We start from the raw sequence: 21423 nt of genomic DNA, 5'->3' as shown, positions 1-21423 counted from the left end.
GCATAGCAAATGACCGACAAAAAAGTTACTCGACTGCGTCGCGCTCGCAAAGCACGCCTGAAAATGCACGAACTCGAAGTCGTGCGTCTCTGCGTGTTCCGCTCGTCGCAGCACATCTACGCCCAGGTCATTTCGGCCGACGGCAACAAAGTCCTGGCAAGTGCCTCGACTTTGGATAAAGAACTGCGTGATGGCGCCACTGGCAACATCGACGCGGCCACTAAGGTTGGCCAGCTGGTCGCTACGCGTGCTAAAGCCGCTGGCGTCTCGCAGGTGGCTTTCGACCGCTCTGGCTTCAAGTACCACGGCCGCGTCAAGGCGCTGGCTGATGCTGCTCGTGAAGCTGGGCTGGAGTTCTAAGTTATGTCAAATAACGACCAAAAGCGCGACGAAGGCTACATCGAGAAGCTGGTTCAAGTTAACCGCGTAGCCAAAACCGTTAAAGGCGGCCGTATCTTCACTTTCACCGCGTTGACCGTGGTTGGTGATGGTAAAGGGCGTGTTGGCTTCGGCCGTGGCAAGTCGCGTGAAGTGCCTGCTGCGATCCAGAAGGCAATGGAAGCTGCTCGTCGCAACATGATCCAAGTTGATCTGAACGGCACCACTCTGCAGTACGCAATGAAGTCCGCCCATGGCGCTTCCAAGGTGTACATGCAGCCTGCTTCTGAAGGTACCGGTATCATCGCTGGCGGCGCTATGCGTGCTGTCCTCGAAGTTGCTGGCGTTCAGAACGTTCTGGCCAAGTGCTACGGCTCGACTAACCCGGTAAACGTGGTTCACGCCACTTTCAAAGGTTTGAAAGCTATGCAGTCTCCTGAATCCATTGCCGCCAAGCGTGGCAAAAGCGTCAAGGAGATCTTCTGATCATGGCTACCGTTAAAGTTACGCTGATCAAAAGCATGACCGGCCGCATCCCTAACCACAAACTGTGCGTTAAGGGTCTGGGTCTGCGTCGCATCGGTCACACTGTAGAAGTACTTGATACTCCCGAGAATCGCGGGATGATCAACAAGGCTTACTACATGCTGCGTGTCGAGGGTTAATCGATGAAACTCAATGATCTGAGTCCAGCGCCGGGTTCCCGTCGCGAAAAGCATCGTCCGGGCCGTGGTATCGGTAGTGGTTTGGGCAAGACCGGTGGCCGTGGCCACAAAGGTCAGTCCTCCCGCTCCGGTGGCACCATTGCTCCAGGCTTTGAAGGCGGTCAACAGCCGCTGCATCGTCGCCTGCCGAAGTTCGGTTTCGTTTCCCTGAAAGCCATGGATCGCGCAGAAGTGCGTTTGTCCGAGCTGGCTAAAGTGGAAGGCGACATCGTCACCGTGCAGTCCCTGAAAGATGCCAACGTGATCAACGTCAACGTACAGCGTGTGAAAATCATGCTGTCCGGCGAAGTTACTCGCGCTGTCACCATCGGAAAGGGAATCGGCGCCACCAAAGGTGCGCGTGCGGCTATCGAAGCAGCTGGCGGCAAGTTCGAGGAATAAATGGCTAAGCAAGGTGCTCTCTCTGCGCTCGGCAAAGGCGGTATGTCTGAACTCTGGGCTCGTCTGCGTTTTCTATTCTTGGCGATTATCGTCTACCGAATAGGCGCACACATCCCGGTTCCAGGTATCAACCCGGACCGACTCGCGGACCTGTTTCGACAGAATGAGGGGACCATTCTTAGCTTGTTCAACATGTTTTCCGGCGGCGCGCTGGAACGGATGAGCATCTTTGCACTGGGGATCATGCCGTACATTTCGGCATCGATCATCATGCAGCTGATGACCGCCGTCAGCCCGCAGCTGGAACAGTTGAAGAAGGAAGGTGAAGCTGGGCGTCGCAAGATTGCTCAGTACACCCGCTACGGCACTGTCGTTCTCGCTCTCGTTCAGGCAATTGGCATGTCCATTGGTCTGGCAGGGCAGGGCGTTGCGTTCACTGGTGACTTTGGCTTCCATTTCGTCGCGGTATCCACGTTTGTGGCTGGTGCGATGTTCATGATGTGGCTGGGTGAGCAGATTACTGAGCGTGGTGTTGGCAACGGTATCTCGATGTTGATTTTCGCAGGTATCGTCGCCGGTCTTCCGAGAGCGATCGGGCAGTCTTTCGAGTCTGCGCGTCAGGGTGATATCAACATTTTTGCCCTGGTTGCCATCGGTTTGCTGGCAGTAGCGATTATCGGTTTCGTGGTGTTCATTGAGCGTGGTCAGCGTCGTATTGCTGTTCATTACGCCAAGCGTCAGCAGGGCCGCAAGGTTTTTGCTGCGCAGACTAGCCACTTGCCGTTGAAGGTGAACATGGCCGGTGTTATTCCGGCCATTTTCGCGAGCAGCATTTTGCTGTTCCCGGCTTCGTTGGGTACCTGGTTTGGTCAGTCTGAAGGTATGGGCTGGCTGCAGGACATCTCGCAGTCGATCGCTCCTGGTCAGCCGTTGAATATTCTGCTGTTTAGTGCAGGGATTATTTTCTTCTGCTTCTTCTATACGGCGTTGATGTTCAATCCGAAAGACGTAGCGGAAAACCTGAAGAAGTCCGGTGCCTTTATTCCGGGCATCCGTCCAGGTGAGCAGTCTGCGCGCTACATTGATGGCGTTCTGACTCGTTTGACCCTGTTCGGTGCTCTATATATGACGGCCGTGTGCCTGTTGCCCCAGTTCCTGGTGGTTGCAGCAAACGTTCCGTTCTACCTTGGCGGGACCTCGTTGCTGATCGTGGTCGTGGTTGTGATGGACTTCATGTCTCAAGTACAATCGCACCTCGTTTCGCACCAGTACGAATCCCTGATGAAGAAAGCCAACCTGAAGGGTTACGGCAGCGGCATGTTGCGCTGAGTACCCATAAGGTTCGAGGAGTTGGTGATGAAAGTTCGTGCATCGGTGAAAAAGCTGTGCCGTAACTGCAAGATTATTCGCCGCGAAGGTGTTGTTCGAGTAATTTGCAGCGCGGAACCGCGTCACAAACAGCGCCAAGGCTGAGTGTGATTGTGCTTCAAGCCCGGCAGCTAGTGCGCTGCCGGGTTGATTATTTGTTATTACAGCGATATTATCTCGCGCCCTATTTCTTGGCTTCCGGGGCGTAGGTAGCTGTCAATTGGAGTCCCACTGAATGGCCCGTATTGCAGGCGTTAACATTCCAGATAACAAGCATACTGTTATCTCGCTGACCTACATCTATGGTGTTGGTCGCACTACTGCACAGAAAATTTGTGCAGTGACTGGGGTAAACCCAGCCGCAAAGATCAAAGATCTGAGCGACGAGCAGATTGAACAGCTGCGTGGCGAAGTGGCGAAGTTCACCACTGAAGGTGACCTGCGCCGCGAAATCAACATGAAAATCAAGCGTTTGATGGACCTCGGTTGCTATCGCGGTCTGCGTCATCGTCGTGGTCTTCCAGTGCGCGGTCAGCGTACCAAGACTAACGCGCGTACCCGTAAAGGTCCGCGTAAGCCGATCCGCAAGTAATCGCCCCAGCGAATCGACAGGAAATTAATCATGGCTAAACCTGCTGCTCGTCCTCGTAAAAAAGTTAAAAAGACAGTGGTTGATGGCATCGCCCACATCCATGCTTCTTTTAACAACACAATCGTGACCATCACCGACCGTCAAGGCAACGCTCTTTCCTGGGCTACCTCCGGTGGTTCGGGTTTCCGCGGTTCCCGCAAGTCCACCCCGTTTGCTGCTCAAGTAGCTGCTGAACGTGCTGGTCAAGCTGCGCTGGAATACGGCCTGAAAAACCTCGACGTTAACGTCAAAGGTCCAGGCCCAGGTCGTGAATCTGCAGTCCGCGCTTTGAACGGCTGTGGCTACAAGATCGCCAGCATCACCGACGTGACGCCAATCCCGCACAACGGGTGCCGTCCGCCGAAGAAGCGCCGCGTGTAATCCAGGAGATTGTAAAGAATGGCTCGTTACATTGGTCCAAAATGCAAACTCGCTCGTCGCGAAGGCACCGATCTCTTCTTGAAGAGCGGCGTGCGCGCGATCGAATCGAAGTGCAACATTGAAGCAGCACCTGGTATCCACGGCCAACGCCGCGGTCGCCAGTCCGATTACGGCACCCAACTGCGTGAAAAGCAGAAGGTCCGTCGTATCTACGGCGTTCTCGAGCGTCAATTCAGCGGCTACTACAAAGAAGCTGCTGGCAAGAAAGGCGCAACTGGCGAAAACCTGTTGCAACTGCTCGAATGCCGTCTGGACAACGTTGTATACCGTATGGGTTTTGGCTCTACTCGTGCCGAATCCCGTCAGCTGGTATCGCACAAATCCGTAAGCGTTAACGGTCAGACCGTAAACGTGCCGTCGTACCAGGTTCGTGCTGGTGACGTGGTCGCGATTCGCGAGAAAGCAAAGAACCAACTTCGCATTGTCCAAGCTCTCGATCTGTGTGCCCAACGTGGCCGCGTAGAATGGGTAGAAGTAGACACTGAGAAGAAGTCGGGCGTTTTCAAGAACGTTCCTGCTCGCAGTGATCTGTCCGCCGACATCAACGAAAGCCTGATTGTCGAGCTCTACTCCAAGTAAGGGCTAGAAAATAGGTGCATCCATGCAGATTTCGGTAAATGAGTTCCTGACACCCCGCCATATTGATGTGCAGGTTGTCAGTCCAACCCGCGCCAAGATCACCCTCGAGCCTCTCGAGCGTGGTTTCGGCCACACCCTGGGCAACGCGCTGCGCCGCATCCTGTTGTCCTCAATGCCCGGCTGTGCAGTAGTCGAGGCCGAGATTGACGGTGTGCTCCATGAGTACAGCGCCATCGAAGGTGTACAGGAAGACGTAATTGAAATCCTGTTGAACCTTAAAGGTCTGGCTATCAAGCTGCACGGTCGAGACGAAGTTACGCTGACCTTGTCGAAGAAGGGTTCGGGGGTGGTTACCGCTGCCGATATTCAGCTGGATCATGATGTCGAGATCGTTAACCCCGATCACGTAATCGCTAACCTGGCGTCTAACGGCGCCCTGAACATGAAGCTCACCGTAGCTCGTGGTCGTGGTTATGAACCGGCAGACTCGCGTCAGAGCGATGAAGACGAAAGCCGCAGCATCGGTCGCTTGCAGCTTGACTCTTCGTTCAGCCCAGTTCGCCGTATCGCATACGTGGTGGAAAACGCCCGTGTCGAACAGCGCACTAACCTGGACAAGCTGGTTATTGATCTGGAAACCAACGGTACCCTGGATCCTGAAGAGGCTATCCGCCGTGCTGCAACCATTCTGCAACAGCAGTTGGCTGCGTTCGTCGATCTCAAAGGTGACAGTGAGCCAGTGGTTGTCGAGCAGGAAGACGAGATCGATCCGATCCTGCTTCGCCCGGTTGACGATCTGGAACTGACTGTACGTTCGGCTAACTGCCTTAAGGCGGAAAACATCTACTACATCGGTGACCTGATTCAGCGTACCGAAGTAGAGCTGTTGAAGACTCCGAACCTTGGCAAGAAATCCTTGACTGAAATCAAGGACGTTCTGGCCTCCCGCGGTCTGTCCCTCGGCATGCGCCTCGACAACTGGCCGCCTGCAAGTCTTAAGAAGGACGACAAGGCGACTGCCTGATCGTCGTAATCACCGAACGTTGTGTTTGGTAAGGAATGAACCATGCGTCATCGTAAAAGTGGTCGTCACCTGAGCCGCACCAGCTCGCACCGCAAGGCCATGTTTCAAAACATGGCGGTGTCGCTGTTCGAGCACGAGCTGATCAAAACTACACTGCCCAAAGCCAAAGAACTGCGCCGCGTTGCTGAGCCGCTGATCACTTTGGCCAAGACAGACAGCCTGGCTAACCGCCGTCTGGCTTTCGACCGTACTCGTTCGAAAGCTATCGTTGGTAAGCTCTTCAACGACCTGGGCAAGCGTTACGCTACCCGTGAGGGTGGCTATCTGCGCATCCTCAAGTGCGGCTTCCGCACTGGCGACAACGCGCCTATGGCGTACGTCGAGTTGGTTGATCGTCCTGTCGGCGGTGAAGCTGTATCCGCTGAGTAAGACGTCAGTCTGAAACAAGGAACCGGGCCTAGTGCCCGGTTTTTTGTGCGTGTAAGAAACGCGCTGTTTGTACAACTTCCTTGCGGTTCATGCCTTCAGTATATGAGCGGGATTGTTGGTAGTATTTTTCTATTGATGTCTGCAAATTAATGCATTTGTAGGTGTCGTGATTGATGGTCAATACTCCTCCCACGCCGATTAGCCGGCAGTTCCAAAACTGACAGAGGATGAGATCGCATGAGCCAAAACAAAACGCTTACGACCGCCAGTGGCGCTCCTGTCGCCGACAACCAGAATTCCCGCTCCGCCGGCCCTCGTGGCCCTTTGCTGCTCGACGATTTCCACCTGATCGAGAAGCTTGCGCACTTCAACCGTGAAAACATTCCTGAGCGTCGTGTACACGCCAAAGGTTCAGGAGCTTACGGTACGTTCACCGTAACTCGCGACATCACCGAATACACCAGTGCCCAGCTGTTTGAATCTGTCGGCAAACAAACTCCGACCTTCCTGCGATTCTCCACTGTGGGCGGCGAACGCGGTTCGGCCGACACCGAGCGTGATCCACGCGGTTTTGCCCTGAAGTTCTACACAGAGGAAGGCAACTGGGACATCGTCGGTAACAACACGCCGGTGTTCTTTATCCGTGATCCGCTGAAATTCCCTGACTTTATCCATACCCAGAAGCGCCTGCCGCAAAGCAACTTGAAAAGCGCGCAGATGATGTGGGATTTCTGGTCGCATGCGCCTGAAGCGTTGCACCAGGTCACCATTCTGTTCTCGGATCGCGGCATCCCCGATGGTTATCGTCACATGCACGGCTTCGGCAGCCACACCTATAGCCTGATCAACGCCAATGGCGAGCGTCACTGGGTGAAGTGGCACTACAAAACCAAACAAGGGATCAAGAACCTCACCCCCGCAGAAGCAGCGCGCCTGGCGGGTACCGATCCGGATTACGCACAACGTGACCTGTTCGGCGCCATTGCGCGCGGCGATTTCCCGAAATGGAGTGTCAATATCCAGATCATGACCGAGGCTCAAGCCGAGGCTCATTACGAGAACCCGTTTGACGTGACCAAAACCTGGTCGCAGAAAGAGTTTCCGCTGATCGAAGTGGGTGAGTTGGAGCTCAACCGTAATCCGATGAACTACTTCGCCGAAGTCGAGCAGGCGGCGTTCGGTCCGAGCAATATGGTCCCGGGTGTCGGTCTGTCGCCTGACCGCATGTTGCAAGGTCGCGTGTTCGCTTACGCTGATGCCCACCGCTACCGTGTTGGCACCAATCACCAGCAACTGCCGGTGAATGCACCTCGCAGCCAGGTCAACACTTACCAGCGCGATGGCTCCATGGCCTTTGGTGCCAATGGTGGTGCAGCACCGAACTACGAGCCGAACAGCTACGTAGAATCACCGAAACAGGCACCGCGCTACGCGGAACCTGCTTTGGCCTTGAGCGGCGCGGCTGATCGTTACGATCATCGCGAAGACACCGACTACTACAGCCACGCTGGTGCGCTGTTCCGCCTGATGAGTGATGAGCAGAAAAACCTGCTGGTCAACAACATTGCCGGCGCAATGGCAGGAGTTTCCAGCGATGTGGTTGATCGCCAATTGCAGCATTTCTTCAAGGCCGACCCGGCGTATGGAGAAGCAATCGCAAAGGCACTCAACGTACAGCTTAACTAAGTCTAAACGATAAGCAGAACCGCCCTCATTTGGGCGGTTTTTGCGTTATTTAAGCTGCTTTTCTAAGAATATCTTCGCTTTTATAGCGTCTGGCGAGTGACCTTCCGGTCAAGTTGGTTCAAACTACAGACTTTAAAGCAGGGAGATGTAGGGCGATGCAAGGTCACCCAGACGTAATCGATTACCTCAACACATTGCTGACAGGCGAACTGGCAGCCCGTGATCAATATTTCATCCATTCGCGGATGTACGAGGACTGGGGTTTCACCGAGCTCTACGAACGTATCAATCACGAGATGGAAGAAGAGGCGCAACACGCTGACGCCCTGATGCGTCGGATCCTCATGCTCGAAGGCACCCCGCGTATGCGTCCGGATGATCTGGATGTCGGCACCACGGTGCCTGACATGCTCGCCGCTGACCTGCGTCTGGAATACAAAGTTCGCGCAGCTCTGTGCAAAGGCATCGAGCTTTGCGAGCTGCACAAGGATTACGTCAGCCGCGAGATCCTGCGCATTCAGCTGGCCGATACCGAAGAAGATCACACCTACTGGCTCGAGAAGCAGTTGGGTCTGATCAAACTGATTGGTCTGGAAAACTATCTGCAATCCCAGTTCTGATGCTTTGGTAGGAGCGAGGCTTGCCCGCGAAGGGATCGCCGCGGTGCATCAGTCAGACCGAGGTGAGGCCTTCGCGGGCAAGCCTCGCTCCTACAGAAATGCACAAAAAAGCCCCTGTCACTGATGAAGTGACAGGGGCTTTTTCGTAGGCCTGTTTCAGTCTCTGTCGCGAGCCAGCAGCGGTTTCAGGTAGAAGCCAGTGTGAGACTGCTTCATCTCCGACACTTCCTCTGGCGTACCGACGGCAATGATCTGCCCACCTTTGGAACCACCTTCCGGCCCCAGGTCTACCAACCAGTCGGCGGTCTTGATCACGTCCAGGTTGTGCTCGATCACTACCACGGTATTGCCGTGATCGCGCAGACGATGCAACACGTCGAGCAGTTGCTGGATATCCGCAAAGTGCAGGCCAGTGGTCGGTTCATCGAGGATGTACAGCGTCTTGCCGGTATCGCGCTTGGACAGCTCGCGAGACAGCTTAACCCGCTGGGCTTCACCGCCGGACAGTGTCGTCGCCGATTGCCCGAGCTTGATGTAGGAAAGACCTACGTCCATCAACGTCTGAAGCTTGCGCGCCAAGGCTGGAACGGCGTCGAAGAACACCCGGGCTTCCTCGATGGTCATCTCGAGGGTTTCGTGAATGTTCTTGCCCTTGTACTTGATCTCCAGCGTCTCGCGGTTGTAACGCTTGCTCTTGCAGACGTCGCACGGGACATAGATGTCCGGCAGGAAGTGCATCTCCACCTTGATCAGGCCGTCGCCCTGACAAGCCTCGCAGCGTCCGCCCTTCACGTTGAAGGAGAAGCGCCCCGGCCCGTAACCGCGGGAGCGGGATTCCGGCACACCTGCGAACAGTTCGCGTATCGGCGTGAACAGCCCGGTGTAGGTCGCCGGATTGGAGCGTGGTGTGCGACCGATCGGGCTCTGGTCAATGTCGACGACTTTATCGAGATGCTCCAGACCTTTGATGCTCTCGTGAGCAGCCGCTTCCAGGGTTGTTGCTCCATTGAGTGCGGTAGCGCTCAAAGGAAACAGTGTGTTGTTGATCAGCGTTGACTTGCCCGAACCGGATACACCGGTCACGCAGGTCAGCAGACCGATCGGAATCTCCAGGTCAACGTTGCGCAAGTTGTTGCCGCGAGCGCCTTTGAGGGCCAACGACAACTTCTTGTTACGCGGCGTGCGTTTGGCTGGAACTGCGATCTTTACCCGGCCCGACAAGTACTTGCCGGTCAGCGAATCAGGGTGAGCCATGACCTCGGCCGGCGTGCCTTCGGCGACGATATGCCCACCGTGGACACCCGCGCCCGGGCCGATATCCACCACATAGTCGGCCAGACGAATCGCGTCTTCGTCGTGCTCGACCACGATCACCGTGTTGCCGATGTCGCGCAGGTGCTTGAGGGTGCCCAGCAACCGGTCGTTATCGCGCTGGTGCAGACCGATCGATGGCTCATCGAGGATGTACAGAACCCCCACCAGGCCGGCGCCAATCTGACTGGCCAGACGAATCCGCTGGGCTTCGCCGCCGGACAGCGTGTCGGCACTGCGATCCAGTGACAGATAGTCCAGGCCGACGTTGACCAGAAACTGCAGTCGCTCGCGGATTTCCTTGAGAATCTTGTCGGCAATCTCGCCACGGCGACCGGTCAGTTTCAGCACGCCGAAATATTCACAGGCGTCGCCGATCGGCAGATTGGTCACCGCCGGCAAGGTCTTCTCGCCAACCCACACGTGCCGCGCCTCGCGACGCAGACGGGTGCCGCGGCAATCCGGGCAGGGTTGGGTGCTGAGGAACTTGGCCAGCTCTTCACGGACCGAAGCCGATTCGGTTTCGCGGTAGCGGCGTTCCAGGTTTGGCACGATGCCTTCGAACGGGTGCGACCGTTTGACGATGTCGCCACGGTCGTTCAGGTATTTGAAGTCGACGTTCTGCGAGCCACTGCCGTGCAGGATGAACTTCTGCTGATCGGCCGGCAGGTCATTGAACGGCACTTCAAGGCTGAATTTGTAGTGCGAGGCCAGCGAGCCAAGCATCTGGAAGTAATAGACGTTGCGCCGGTCCCAGCCGCGAATAGCACCTTCGGCCAGGGTTAGCTCACCGTTCACCAGTCGTTTGATGTCGAAGAACTGTTTAACCCCGAGGCCATCGCAGGTCGGGCAGGCGCCGGCCGGGTTGTTGAAGGAGAACAGCTTGGGTTCCAGCTCGCTGATGGCATGGCCGCAGATCGGGCAGGCGAAGCGCGCGGAGAAGATGATTTCTTCGCCGGGTTCGTCATCCATCGGCGCAACGAGGGCAATGCCGTCCGCCAGTTTCAACGCAGTCTCGAACGACTCAGCCAAACGCTGTTGCAGATCGGCGCGGACCTTGAAGCGGTCGACCACGACATCGATCGAGTGCTTCTTCTGTTTATCCAGCTTCGGCAACTCGTCCAGCTCGCAGAGCCTGCCGTTGACCCGGGCTCGTACAAAACCCTGGGCGCGCAGTTCTTCGAAGACCGAAAGGTGCTCGCCCTTACGCTCGCGGATCACCGGGGCCAGCAGCATCAGTTTGCTGCCCTCCGGTTGTGCCAGCACCAGGTCGACCATCTGGCTGACGGTCTGGGCTTCCAGCGGAATGTCGTGGTCCGGGCAGCGCGGAATACCGACGCGAGCGTAGAGCAGGCGCAGGTAGTCGTAGATTTCGGTAATGGTGCCAACCGTCGAGCGCGGGTTGTGCGAAGTCGACTTCTGTTCGATGGAGATCGCTGGCGAAAGACCTTCAATGGTGTCGACGTCAGGTTTTTCCATCATAGACAGGAATTGCCGGGCGTAGGCCGACAGCGATTCGACATAACGGCGCTGGCCTTCGGCGTACAGCGTGTCGAAAGCCAGGGACGACTTGCCGGATCCGGACAGGCCGGTGATAACGATCAGTTTGTCCCGTGGCAGGGTCAGGTCGATGTTCTTCAGGTTGTGGGTTCGGGCCCCACGAATCAGGATCTTGTCCAAAGTGGCCTCGCTCGGCGGGCGTCGAAAACGTAGGAGTATACGGCCAAATACTGGATGGATGCACACTATCAAATGCGGGACGTGCAGCCTTGCATGAAGACTGCGTCATCTGTGCGCGTCATAGCGTCGCGATATACCCCGTCAATCGATGGGACTGGTAGAATCGCCGCCGGTTCACATGAGGTTTTTCCATGCACGATCCCCACAGCGAACGCATGAGTGGTAGTGAGACCCGCGCAGCAAGCGGTCTGGCCCTGGTGTTCGCCTTCCGTATGCTTGGCATGTTCATGGTGTTGCCGGTTCTGGCGACCTATGGGATGGACCTGGCAGGAGCGACCCCGGCCCTCATCGGGTTGGCGATTGGCGCTTACGGCCTGACCCAGGCGATCTTTCAGATTCCTTTTGGCTTCGTTTCCGACCGCATCGGTCGCCGTCCGGTGATTTACCTGGGGCTGATCATCTTCGCCCTGGGGAGCGTGCTGGCGGCCAATGCCGATTCGATCTGGGGCGTCATCGCCGGACGCATCCTACAAGGCGCAGGGGCGATTTCCGCGGCGGTCATGGCGTTGCTGTCAGACCTGACCCGGGAACAGCATCGGACCAAAGCCATGGCCATGATCGGCATGACGATTGGTCTGTCGTTCGCTGTCGCCATGGTTGTAGGGCCATTGCTGACCCGTGTCTTTGGCCTGTCCGGGTTGTTCTTCGCCACCGGTGGTATGGCGCTGGTCGGCATCGTCATTGTGATGTTCATGGTGCCACGCGCAACCGGGCCGTTGCAGCACCGCGAGTCCGGCGTCGCGCGCCAGGCGCTGATACCGACACTCAAGCACCCGGACCTGCTGCGCCTGGACCTGGGCATTTTTGTGTTGCACGCGATGTTGATGTCGAGTTTCGTTGCATTGCCCCTGGCTCTGGTCGAAAAAGCCGGGCTGCCCAAAGAGCAGCACTGGTGGGTGTACCTGACCGCGTTGCTGATTTCCTTCTTCGCCATGATCCCGTTCATTATCTACGGCGAGAAGAGACGCAAAATGAAACGAGTTTTGCTCGGTGCCGTCGTGACGCTGATGCTCACTGAGCTATTCTTCTGGCAGTTCGGCGATAGCTTGCGGGCTCTGGTAATCGGCACGGTGGTGTTCTTCACCGCGTTCAATCTGCTGGAAGCCTCGTTGCCATCGCTGATCAGCAAGGTTTCACCGGCGGGCGGCAAGGGCACGGCGATGGGGGTTTATTCCACCAGTCAGTTCCTCGGTTCGGCACTGGGCGGGATCCTCGGCGGCTGGATGTTCCAGCACGGCGGTTTGTCGGTTGTATTCCTCGGATGCGCCGGCCTGGCTGCCCTCTGGCTGGCCTTTGCTGTTACCATGCGCGAACCACCTTACGTCACGAGCCTGCGCTTGCCGTTGTCGCCCGAGGCGATCCGCGAAGCGGGTCTGGTCGAGCGCCTGAAGGCCGTCGTAGGGGTAACAGATGCAGTGATCGTCGAAGATGAAGCGGCGATTTACATCAAATTGGACACAGAACTATTGGATCGCACCACCCTTGAGCGCCTGGTGAACAACCCGGCCGGGGCAGCGTGCGTAGCCTAGGAGAACGTTATGGCCCGTGGGGTTAACAAAGTCATATTGGTCGGCACTTGCGGCCAGGATCCCGAAGTTCGCTACTTGCCTAACGGTAACGCCGTGACCAACCTGAGTCTGGCGACCAGCGAACAGTGGACCGACAAGCAAACCGGTCAGAAGGTCGAGAAGACCGAATGGCACCGTGTGTCGATGTTCGGCAAGGTTGCCGAAATTGCCGGCGAATACCTGCGCAAAGGTTCGCAGGTGTACATCGAAGGCAAGCTGCAGACCCGCGAGTGGGAAAAAGACGGTATCAAGCGTTACACCACTGAAATCGTGGTCGACATGCAAGGCACCATGCAACTGTTGGGCGGCCGTCCACAGCAGGGCGACCAACAAGGCGGGGGCAATAACTACCAGCAGTCCGCCCCGGCTCCACGCCAACAGGCTCCGCGTCCGCAGCAGTCGGCATCGGCACCGCAACAGTCGCGTCCGGCTCCACAGCAGCAGGCTGCTCCTCAGCCGGCTCCGGATTTCGACAGCTTTGATGACGATATCCCGTTCTAGTATACGGCTTGGACTTTCTTGTAAGGTTTAGCCTCAAAACCCCCGATCGGTCCTCTTGACTGGTCGGGGGTTTTCTTTTGCTCCTCATTTTGTAGGAGCCAAGCTTGCTGGCGAAAAAGATGACGCGGTTGGTCTGATTAACCGCGTGACCGTTCTTCGCCAGCAAGCTTGGCTCCTACAGAAATACGGTCAACGGGATAAAGTGGTCACATTGCCCCGTGCCGAGTGCAGCTTCTTGTAGCTATCGATCAACCGCAGGTGCCTGTCGAGCCCCTCCAGTTTCATGCTGGTCGGCGTCAAGCCATGGAAACGCACGCTGCCGTCCACCGATCCGATCGCTGCATCCGTCCGCTCGTTGCCAAACATCCGGCGGAAATTGGCCTCGTAGTCTTCCAGTTCCAGGTCTTCGTCCAGCTTCATCTCCAGCACCACATTGACAGCCTGGTAGAACAAGCCACGCTCAACCGTGTTGTCGTTGTACTGCAGGAACATTTCCACCGCCTCTTTCGCCTCTTCAAACTGTTTCAAGGCGAGATAAATCAGCAGCTTCAACTCCAGGATCGTCAGCTGACCCCAAGCCGTATTGTCGTCAAATTCGATGCCGATCAAGGAGGTGATGTCGGTGTAGTCGTCCAGCTCACTTTCCACCAGTCGCTCAACCAGCGCTTGCAGTTCGTCTTCGTCCAGGCGATGCAGGTTCAGAATATCCGCGCGGAAAAACAGCGCTTTGTTGGTGTTATCCCAGATCAGATCGTCCACGGGATAGATTTCCGAATAGTTCGGCACCAAGATGCGACACGCCTTGGCGCCGATATGCTCGTAGACCGCCATGTACACTTCCTTGCCCATGCCTTCGAGAATGCCGAACAAGGTCGCGGCTTCCTCGGCATTCGAGTTTTCGCCCTGGCCGGAGAAGTCCCACTCCACGAATTCGTAGTCCGACTTGGCACTAAAGAATCGCCACGACACCACGCCGCTGGAGTCGATAAAGTGCTCGACGAAGTTATTCGGCTCGGTCACTGCATGACCTTCAAAAGTCGGCTGGGGCAAGTCGTTGAGGCCTTCGAAGCTGCGGCCCTGCAGCAATTCGGTCAGGCTGCGTTCCAGCGCCACTTCCAGGCTCGGGTGCGCGCCGAACGAGGCGAACACACCGCCGGTACGCGGGTTCATCAACGTGACGCACATCACCGGGAATTCACCACCCAGGGACGCATCCTTCACCAACACGGGGAACCCTTGCGCTTCCAGCGCCTGAATACCGGCCAGTATCCCGGGGTACTTCGCCAGCACGTTGGCCGGCACATCCGGCAGTGCAAATTCCCCTTCGATGATTTCGCGTTTTACCGCGCGCTCGAAGATCTCCGACAGGCACTGCACCTGGGCTTCGGCCAGCGTGTTACCGGCACTCATGCCGTTGCTCAGGAACAGGTTTTCAATCAGGTTGGACGGGAAATACACCACCTCGCCGTCCGACTGGCGCACGTACGGCAGCGAGCAGATGCCGCGCGCTTCATTGCCCGAGTTGGTATCGATCAGATGGGAACCACGCAACTCGCCATCGCGGTTGTAAATCTTCAGGCAGTACTCGTCGAGAATTTCAGTTGGCAGCTCATCTTTTCGGCCAGGCTTGAACCAGCGTTCGTCCGGATAGTGCACAAACGCTGCGTTGGCGATGTCTTCGCCCCAGAACTGGTCGTTGTAGAAGAAGTTGCAGTTGAGCCGCTCGATAAACTCGCCCAACGCCGACGCCAAGGCGCCTTCCTTGGTCGTACCCTTGCCGTTGGTAAAGCACATTGGCGAGTGCGCATCGCGGATATGCAGCGACCACACATTGGGCACGATATTGCGCCACGAGGCGATTTCAATCTTCATGCCCAGGTCCGCCAGAATGGCCGACATATTGGCGATGGTTTGCTCCAGCGGCAGATCCTTGCCCGCGATAAAGGTGCCCGTCCCGGAATTAGAAGCAGGCATCAACAACGCCTGGGCATCGGCGTCGAGGTTTTCCACCTCTTCGATCACAAACTCAGGCCCGGCTTGCACCACTTTTTTCACGGTGCAACGGTCGATGGAACGCAGGATGCCCTGGCGGTCCTTGTCGGAGATGTCTGCCGGCAACTCGACCTGGATCTTGAAAATCTGGTTGTAGCGGTTTTCCGGATCAACAATGTTGTTCTGCGACAGTCGGATGTTCTCGGTGGGAATACTGCGAGTGTCGCAGTACAACTTCACAAAATAAGCCGCACACAAAGCCGATGAAGCCAGAAAGTAATCGAACGGACCCGGTGCCGAGCCATCGCCCTTGTAGCGGATAGGTTGATCGGCCACCACCGTGAAGTCATCGAACTTGGCTTCAAGCCGAAGGTTGTCGAGAAAGTTGACCTTGATTTCCATGGGGGATTACCAGAATAACGGGCTAGACGATTTGGCCGCCATTATCCGGTATTTCAGCCGTAAGTCTTGCGGGCATCTTGTTTATGTCCACACCGGCGATGGATGGGTCAGTCGAGTATCAGGTGCGGCAAGAACCGGCTCGAATCCTTGGTGATCAAACTGTTGTCTTCTCGCACGCCAATACCGGCCGCCTGATCGCCGATCACCCAAGAGCCAACCAGCGTAAAGCTGTCACCAAACTTCGGCAGTGGGGCGAACTCCTGAAGGATAAACGGTGCGTCGGTGTAGGGCCCGTCCTCTTTCACGATCAGACCGTCAGCGGTTTGCAGCTCGATGTTGGCACCTTCCCGGGAGAAGAACGGCTTACGCACCCAGCCTTTGGGCACTGCTTTGCTTGGGTCGGCATCCAGGTGCGCCGCGAGCAGGTTCGGGTGACCTTTGTTGAACTCCCACAGCAGCGGCAGGATGCCCTTGTTGGAGATGATGGATTTCCAGGCCGGTTCGAAAAACTGTGTATCGCTCTGAGCAATCGCTGCACCAAAGGGCTCGTGGAAGATGAACTCCCAGGCATGCAGTTTGAACAGGTGAGGAATCCAGCGATCTTCTAAATCGACGAAACGTCCTTCATGGGTGAGGCCGATGTCCTCGATGTCGATGTGCCGTGATTCGATGCCGACCTTTTCCGCGATCAGGCGCAAGTAGTCGGTAGTGCCTTTGTCTTCGACCGAATCTTTCATCGAGGCGAAATAGAAGGGCTGTTTGAGCTGCAGTTGAGCAAAGGCCTGATGCAGCTTGGTGTCGATGCTGTTGAACTGATCGGCATGTTTGGGCAACAAGCCGCGTTCGATGCATTGCTCCAGCCAGCCCCACTGAAACGCAGCGGCCTCATACAGGCTGGTCGGCGTGTCGTAGTTGAGTTCCAGCAACTTGGCCGGCCGGCTGCCGTTGTAGGAGAAATCCATGCGTCCATACAGGTGCGGGTGGCCTTCGAGCCATGAAGTGCGAACCATGTCGAAGAATGGCGCCGGAATGCTCAGGCGCTCCAGCAGCTCCTCGCTCTGAACCACGCGAGCCACCAGATCCATGCACATCTCATGAATCTCGGTGGTTGGGTCTTCGAGATCGTTCTCGATCTGTTTGAGCGTGAACTGGTAATACGCGCTCTCGTCCCAATAGGGTTCGTCGTCGATGGTATGGAACAGAAAGCCAAGACTTTCGGCCGTCTGTTTCCAGTCATGACGCTCTGCGCAGAGGATCTTCTTCATGGCGTTCGTTCCTTAACTGCTCGATCGGCCAGCGCTGCTCGAACCGCCCCAACCGCTGCGGGCGCTGGCTTTGCTGCCGAAGCCGCCACGAGACGTGGATGAGGCAACGGATATCGGCTTGCTGCCGGAACGGATTGAGTCGGTATAGCTGCTGCCGTACCTCGCCTGATTGGACTTGGTAAAGGTTGAGCCTTTGGAAATCCGCTGGTTGAGCGTTGAGGAACCGTAGTTGCCGCGATCATCGCGGTAGCGGTAGACCGGCTCGGAGAAGTAGCTGTTGCGATTGCTGCTCAGCATGTTGCCGATCAGCAGGCCGGTCAGCAGGCTGGTGCCGGAGAACCCGGAGCCTCCGCTGTTCGCTTCCGACGCTGGCAGTTGAGCCTTGGCCGCGTCCACCTGGGATTGCGTCACCTCGCCATCGGCGGTCAGTTCGAAACCGCCCAGCTTGGGGATGAACTTGCCGGCGGAGTCCTGTTGGCACCAGTCGGGGACAAAGTCGGCATCGCAATCGGCCTGGTTGTCGTACACCGGCGCGATGCGGCGGTGCTCCGTCATGGCGGTCATGTAGGCGTCAGAGCAGACGTCTACCGGGAGCTTTTCATCGGCGCACTGCTGAACGGACTGGAAGTTGTACTTCTTCTGCACCGGGTAGGTTTTTTCCGCCTGCCCGCAGCCTGATATCGCCATGGCGACCGACGCTGCCAGCGAAAGCTGAACGTACTTGCTTCGTTTCATCGGGATCTCCTGGCGCAATCAGTTCTGGGAAGGGGTCATGCACGCGGCGTTCAACATGCCGACGCTGATGGCCACTGCCGCGACATAGATACCCGCAGCGATTTCGCCTTTTTTAATCCGTTCAGAGGCGCCTTTAAGCACCAGGCTGGTTACCAGAAACGCCAGCAGTTGTACGAAAGCGGCGATCACTGCCCAGACGACGAAGTCCAGAATACTGATCGAGTAGGCAATCACATTGCTGGCCGGAATGGCGAAACCGATGATGGCGCCACCCAGCGCGATCGCTGCCGCAACGTTGCCCGAACGGATCAGTTCGAACTCTTTGTGCGGCGTGATTCGGGTGTAGATGAACTGGAACAGCGCGAACAGCACGGTGGCGCCGAGGATGTACAAGACAAACCCGAGCACGGCGGCTTTGTTCAGGGAGATGGAGAGCGCTTCAAGCATGGACTTCTTCCTTTTTAAAAAGTGTTCAGGTCAGTGGTGTACAACGAAATGCCCAGCGAAGTGCTCAAGCTGATGGTGCCTTCGGCGTCTTCTTCGACGGAAAACAGCAGGAATTCCCGGCGATCGGTCAGGCCGGTTTCGCGGGCATACAGCATCGAACGGTGCTCGATGCTGTAAGACTCATCCGGGTTTTTCAGGTGTTCGCTTAGTGCTACCAAGTCCGTCTGACTGCTCTCGGTGCCCCATTCGCGGGTGTATTCGACGCCGTTATGGGTGTAGGTCGGCAGCCCGATCAGGCTTTGAGGGCCGGCCAGCCGACTCAGCTCCGCTTCACTGTTGATGGTGATGTAGCTGAGGTAATTGAACAGGATCACCGACTCGACCTGGCCGGCGATGTCGCCGGTGGTGTGCACTTGCAGCCAATAGTCTTCGTCGTTCATGTAATAGCGTGACAGCCAGGTCGACTGCCCGAGATCAACAGTGCCAGCGCTCCAGATCTGTTGGGAGCCAGGGATGACCACGTTGGTGTTGCCGTCGAGCAACAACTTCAGGGTGGTGTCGAACATCACCTCTTTACCCAATGTCAGGCCCAGCGGACCGATGGCGGGCGGGGTTTCGTTGGCTGTCCATTTCGATTCCGTGTTCGCTTTCGGGGCCTCAAGCCCCATCAATTGTTTAAACCATCCCATTGGTGATTTCCTTGAGGCGAGTGGAGGCGATGTAGAAGAGTTCACCGCCCTCAACGCGAGTGGCGCCGGGCGGGTTGATCCAAGGCTGTCGGGCGCCTTTGGCGCGGTAGCCGATCAGGGTCGCGTTGTGACGCTCTTTCATCTGGGTGTACAGATCGCCGAACGTTGCTTCAAAGGTCTCGGGCAGTCTCATCAGGTATTGGGTGGCGCCTTGACCCACGCACAGCAATTCATTGATGACCACTGATGAGCCCGGATCCTGAGAGGCGCGCACCAACATCTCGATGGCCATGCTCGAGGTGCATTCCAGGCTGGGCGCGTAGGCGCTGGCGAGCGCGGCGATTTCACTTTCATTGAAGTGGGCGACCACATGCCCGACAGGGCTCAGTTGATTGATCGCCAGCACGGTGGCCAGGGTCAGATCGTCTGAATGGGTTCGCACCAATACGCGTTCGGCACCGGGAACACCGGCGCGCACCAACAATGCGGCAGAGGACAGGCTTTCGCCTTTGATAAAGTCCGCTTTACCCGGCAATGGGTTTTCTTCGAGGTCGCAATCGCAAATGACGATCAGGTTGTCATTGGACGTTTCGTCCTGTAGCAATAATTCAACCACCCGCTCGCTGGACGCGCCTTCCCAGCCGATGAGAACCGTATGGCCGACCTTGCCGGTGAAATCGCCTTTGCCCTTCATGCCTTTTCTCCATACATCGATGACACTGCTGGTGGTTTTGCCGATGGCTGCCGTCAGCAGCGCAATGCCCCCGAGCATGACCCAGGTCGCCACGAAAATTCGCCCCGCGGCTGTCTGTGGCGCGAGATCGCCATAGCCGACGGTGAGCGTGGTGGTGAGATAGAAGTAGGTAAACGTGGCGGGGGCGGTGAGGTGTTGTTCGCCCAAAAGCACCAGGCCGATCCAGGCCGTGCTCAAGTGGATGCCCAACGCAATGGCCAGGCCTGCCCAGCCGAAACGATGGAAGAAGGTCGAGGCGTACGTGCGCAATAAAAGGAAAATCGACATTACATCCCTGACTCCGTGGGCTCATTCCTGGCGACGTAATCGCTCTGGCGTCTGAATGCTCAAGTGCGGTTACCGGGCGGCATTAAACCTGCTGCGCGGCGTAGATAACAGTACCTTGGCTGCAATAAATCCGGCGATCGCACCAAAAATATGCCCTTCGAAGGACATGCCCTGGCGAGGAAGGAAGCCAAAGATCAAGCCGCCATAGAGCAGGACCACGACACTGGCCGTTATCAGGTTGCTCCAGCTCCTCTGGAACCAGGCGCGCGACAGGAGGTACGCCCACAGCCCGAATACCCATCCGCTGGCACCGATGTGTACGCCTGCAAAACCGAACAGCCAGATCAGCGTACCGCCTAGCAAAATAATGATAGCGCTGACGGCCATGAACCGGCCGAGCCCTTCGACAATGACCAGGGTACCGAGGATCAAAAAGGCAATCAGGTTGGTGCTCAGGTGCGCAAAGGACCCGTGCAAGAAAGGCGAGGTGATGATGCCGACCAGTCCGTGCAGTGTTCTCGGCGCCAGGCCAAAGGCAATAAGGCTGTAGCCGGTCACCACATTGAGCAGTTGCAGCGCGACCATGAAGAGGGCCACGCCTGCGATTGTCTTGAAACCCTTCAGGGCATCCATCCGTGACCTCGACTCAACTCGACGACAATTGAAACGCAACCCATTGTGGGAGCGAGCCTGCTCGCGAAGCGTTGTGTCAGGCAACATTGATGTTGACTGACACTCCCTCTTCGCGAGCAGGCTCGCTCCCACAGGTTATGCATCCGGCTTGAGTCGATTACTCAGCCGATTTTTTCTTCAAGCGTTCCAGGATCGCATTGGCGCTGCCTTCGTTCGGCGTGATGCCGGCTTCACGCAGCTTGCGCTCCAGGTCGGTGCCGGTCGACGCATCGGCCAGTTGGTCCTGAGCTTCCAGTTCAGCGGCGCGTTGCTGTTGCTTGGCTTGCAGGCGGTTCAGAGTACCGACCGCGGTTTCCAGCTTGCCGTTGGCGCCGCCACTGGCGATCGAAGCACTGACCTGGGCTTTCTGAACGCTTTCACGCGCCTTGGCCATGTCCACTTGCTGACGCAGGCTTTTGATGCGGCTTTCGGCCTTGGTGATGTCTTTGCGCATGTTGTCCGCGTAACCGCCGAATTCGGTGGCCTGCTTTTGCTCGACATCCAGTTCATTGGTCAGAGTCGAAATGGCTTCGGCCACTTCCAGTGCCAAATCTTCGCGATTGGCCTGGATCGCAGCCAGGGCCTTGGATTCCAGGTCCTTGATCTTGGCGTTGTACTCGCTGACGCGATCAGCCGACAGTTTGTGCTTGGCCATGATGGTGACCAGCTCACGCTTGGCATTGGCCAGCGCGCTGTCAGCATCGCGAATTTCCTGGTCGAGGATGCGCAGGGCCTGTTGGTCGACGATCGATTCGCCGACTTCGTTGGCACCGCCACGCAACGCGGTGAACAATTTGCTCCAGATGGACTGAGTCATT

The 21423-nt window shown here is 56.9% G+C and carries 24 protein-coding genes; 15 read left to right on the top strand and 9 right to left on the bottom strand.

Annotated elements, in window-relative coordinates; genetic code table 11:
* The first annotated feature begins 9 nt into the window (after positions 1–9).
* The 13 genes from rplR to bfr all read left to right on the top strand — a co-directional run bounded on the left by rplR (position 10) and on the right by bfr (position 8262).
* Positions 10–360 carry a 50S ribosomal protein L18 gene (gene rplR, locus ACYZT2_RS25675; protein WP_003186037.1) on the top strand — a complete coding sequence of 117 codons (351 nt, stop codon included), beginning with the start codon at positions 10–12 and terminating at the stop codon, positions 358–360.
* A gap of 3 nt (positions 361–363) precedes the next feature.
* The gene (gene rpsE / locus ACYZT2_RS25670) at positions 364–864 is read left to right on the top strand and encodes a 30S ribosomal protein S5 (protein ID WP_003186035.1); all 501 of its coding nucleotides are present in this window, start codon (positions 364–366) and stop codon (positions 862–864) included.
* Between the two features lie 2 nt (positions 865–866).
* Positions 867–1043, top strand: a complete 177-nt coding sequence (gene rpmD / locus ACYZT2_RS25665; protein ID WP_003186033.1) for a 50S ribosomal protein L30 — start codon at positions 867–869, stop codon at positions 1041–1043.
* Positions 1044–1046: 3 nt separating this feature from the next.
* Positions 1047–1484, top strand: coding sequence for a 50S ribosomal protein L15 (gene rplO / locus ACYZT2_RS25660; protein WP_007896782.1), 438 nt, complete (start codon positions 1047–1049; stop codon positions 1482–1484).
* Complete coding sequence (secY, locus tag ACYZT2_RS25655; protein ID WP_007896784.1) at positions 1485–2813, top strand: preprotein translocase subunit SecY; 1329 nt, start codon at positions 1485–1487, stop codon at positions 2811–2813.
* A 27-nt stretch (positions 2814–2840) separates the two neighbouring features.
* Positions 2841–2957 (top strand): 50S ribosomal protein L36, encoded by a 117-nt coding sequence (gene rpmJ, locus ACYZT2_RS25650; RefSeq protein ID WP_002555468.1) that lies wholly within the window; start codon positions 2841–2843, stop codon positions 2955–2957.
* Between the two features lie 130 nt (positions 2958–3087).
* Positions 3088–3444 (top strand): 30S ribosomal protein S13, encoded by a 357-nt coding sequence (gene rpsM / locus ACYZT2_RS25645; RefSeq protein WP_003186020.1) that lies wholly within the window; start codon positions 3088–3090, stop codon positions 3442–3444.
* Between the two features lie 30 nt (positions 3445–3474).
* Positions 3475–3864, top strand: coding sequence for a 30S ribosomal protein S11 (gene rpsK, locus ACYZT2_RS25640; protein WP_002555466.1), 390 nt, complete (start codon positions 3475–3477; stop codon positions 3862–3864).
* 18 nt (positions 3865–3882) lie between these two features.
* The gene (gene rpsD, locus ACYZT2_RS25635) at positions 3883–4503 is read left to right on the top strand and encodes a 30S ribosomal protein S4 (protein ID WP_003210056.1); all 621 of its coding nucleotides are present in this window, start codon (positions 3883–3885) and stop codon (positions 4501–4503) included.
* A gap of 22 nt (positions 4504–4525) precedes the next feature.
* Complete coding sequence (locus ACYZT2_RS25630; protein ID WP_003186012.1) at positions 4526–5527, top strand: DNA-directed RNA polymerase subunit alpha; 1002 nt, start codon at positions 4526–4528, stop codon at positions 5525–5527.
* A 42-nt stretch (positions 5528–5569) separates the two neighbouring features.
* Entirely contained in the window at positions 5570–5956 is a 387-nt protein-coding gene (gene rplQ / locus ACYZT2_RS25625; RefSeq protein ID WP_007896790.1) for a 50S ribosomal protein L17, read from the top strand.
* Between the two features lie 237 nt (positions 5957–6193).
* Positions 6194–7642: a catalase gene (locus ACYZT2_RS25620; protein WP_461968425.1), complete on the top strand. Its 1449-nt coding sequence runs from the start codon at positions 6194–6196 to the stop codon at positions 7640–7642.
* Positions 7643–7797: 155 nt separating this feature from the next.
* Entirely contained in the window at positions 7798–8262 is a 465-nt protein-coding gene (gene bfr / locus ACYZT2_RS25615; RefSeq protein ID WP_123359019.1) for a bacterioferritin, read from the top strand.
* Positions 8263–8418: 156 nt separating this feature from the next.
* On the opposite strand, the gene uvrA is transcribed toward bfr, so the two are convergent.
* Positions 8419–11253 carry an excinuclease ABC subunit UvrA gene (uvrA, locus tag ACYZT2_RS25610; protein WP_461968423.1) on the bottom strand — a complete coding sequence of 945 codons (2835 nt, stop codon included), beginning with the start codon at positions 11251–11253 and terminating at the stop codon, positions 8419–8421.
* Positions 11254–11444: 191 nt separating this feature from the next.
* Between uvrA and ACYZT2_RS25605 the strand changes: the two genes are divergently transcribed.
* On the top strand, positions 11445–12842 hold the full coding sequence (locus tag ACYZT2_RS25605; protein WP_461968421.1) for an MFS transporter: 1398 nt from the start codon (positions 11445–11447) through the stop codon (positions 12840–12842).
* Between the two features lie 9 nt (positions 12843–12851).
* Positions 12852–13382 (top strand): single-stranded DNA-binding protein, encoded by a 531-nt coding sequence (locus ACYZT2_RS25600; RefSeq protein WP_461968419.1) that lies wholly within the window; start codon positions 12852–12854, stop codon positions 13380–13382.
* 189 nt (positions 13383–13571) lie between these two features.
* Here the strand turns inward: ACYZT2_RS25600 and ACYZT2_RS25595 are convergent, their stop codons facing one another.
* From ACYZT2_RS25595 to ACYZT2_RS25560, 8 genes are all read right to left on the bottom strand, one after another.
* Entirely contained in the window at positions 13572–15776 is a 2205-nt protein-coding gene (locus tag ACYZT2_RS25595; protein WP_461968417.1) for an OsmC domain/YcaO domain-containing protein, read from the bottom strand.
* A gap of 107 nt (positions 15777–15883) precedes the next feature.
* On the bottom strand, positions 15884–17041 hold the full coding sequence (locus ACYZT2_RS25590; protein WP_461968415.1) for a glutathionylspermidine synthase family protein: 1158 nt from the start codon (positions 17039–17041) through the stop codon (positions 15884–15886).
* Positions 17042–17053: 12 nt separating this feature from the next.
* Positions 17054–17776: a DUF1190 domain-containing protein gene (locus ACYZT2_RS25585; RefSeq protein ID WP_461968413.1), complete on the bottom strand. Its 723-nt coding sequence runs from the start codon at positions 17774–17776 to the stop codon at positions 17054–17056.
* Positions 17777–17794: 18 nt separating this feature from the next.
* Positions 17795–18223: a DUF350 domain-containing protein gene (locus ACYZT2_RS25580; RefSeq protein ID WP_461968411.1), complete on the bottom strand. Its 429-nt coding sequence runs from the start codon at positions 18221–18223 to the stop codon at positions 17795–17797.
* A gap of 14 nt (positions 18224–18237) precedes the next feature.
* Complete coding sequence (locus tag ACYZT2_RS25575; protein WP_461968409.1) at positions 18238–18912, bottom strand: DUF2491 family protein; 675 nt, start codon at positions 18910–18912, stop codon at positions 18238–18240.
* A complete protein-coding gene (locus ACYZT2_RS25570; RefSeq protein WP_461968407.1) occupies positions 18899–19933 on the bottom strand; it encodes an ion channel in 1035 nt (344 codons plus the stop codon). The genes ACYZT2_RS25575 and ACYZT2_RS25570 overlap by 14 nt, the downstream gene beginning before the upstream one ends.
* A gap of 69 nt (positions 19934–20002) precedes the next feature.
* Positions 20003–20566 carry a rhomboid family intramembrane serine protease gene (locus ACYZT2_RS25565; protein ID WP_461968405.1) on the bottom strand — a complete coding sequence of 188 codons (564 nt, stop codon included), beginning with the start codon at positions 20564–20566 and terminating at the stop codon, positions 20003–20005.
* 157 nt (positions 20567–20723) lie between these two features.
* On the bottom strand, positions 20724–21422 hold the full coding sequence (locus tag ACYZT2_RS25560) for a PspA/IM30 family protein (protein ID WP_052967054.1): 699 nt from the start codon (positions 21420–21422) through the stop codon (positions 20724–20726).
* Between the last annotated feature and the right edge of the window lies 1 nt (position 21423).

The organism is Pseudomonas sp. MDT1-85 (assembly GCF_054898065.1).
This window is presented reverse-complemented; position numbering and strand designations above follow the sequence as displayed.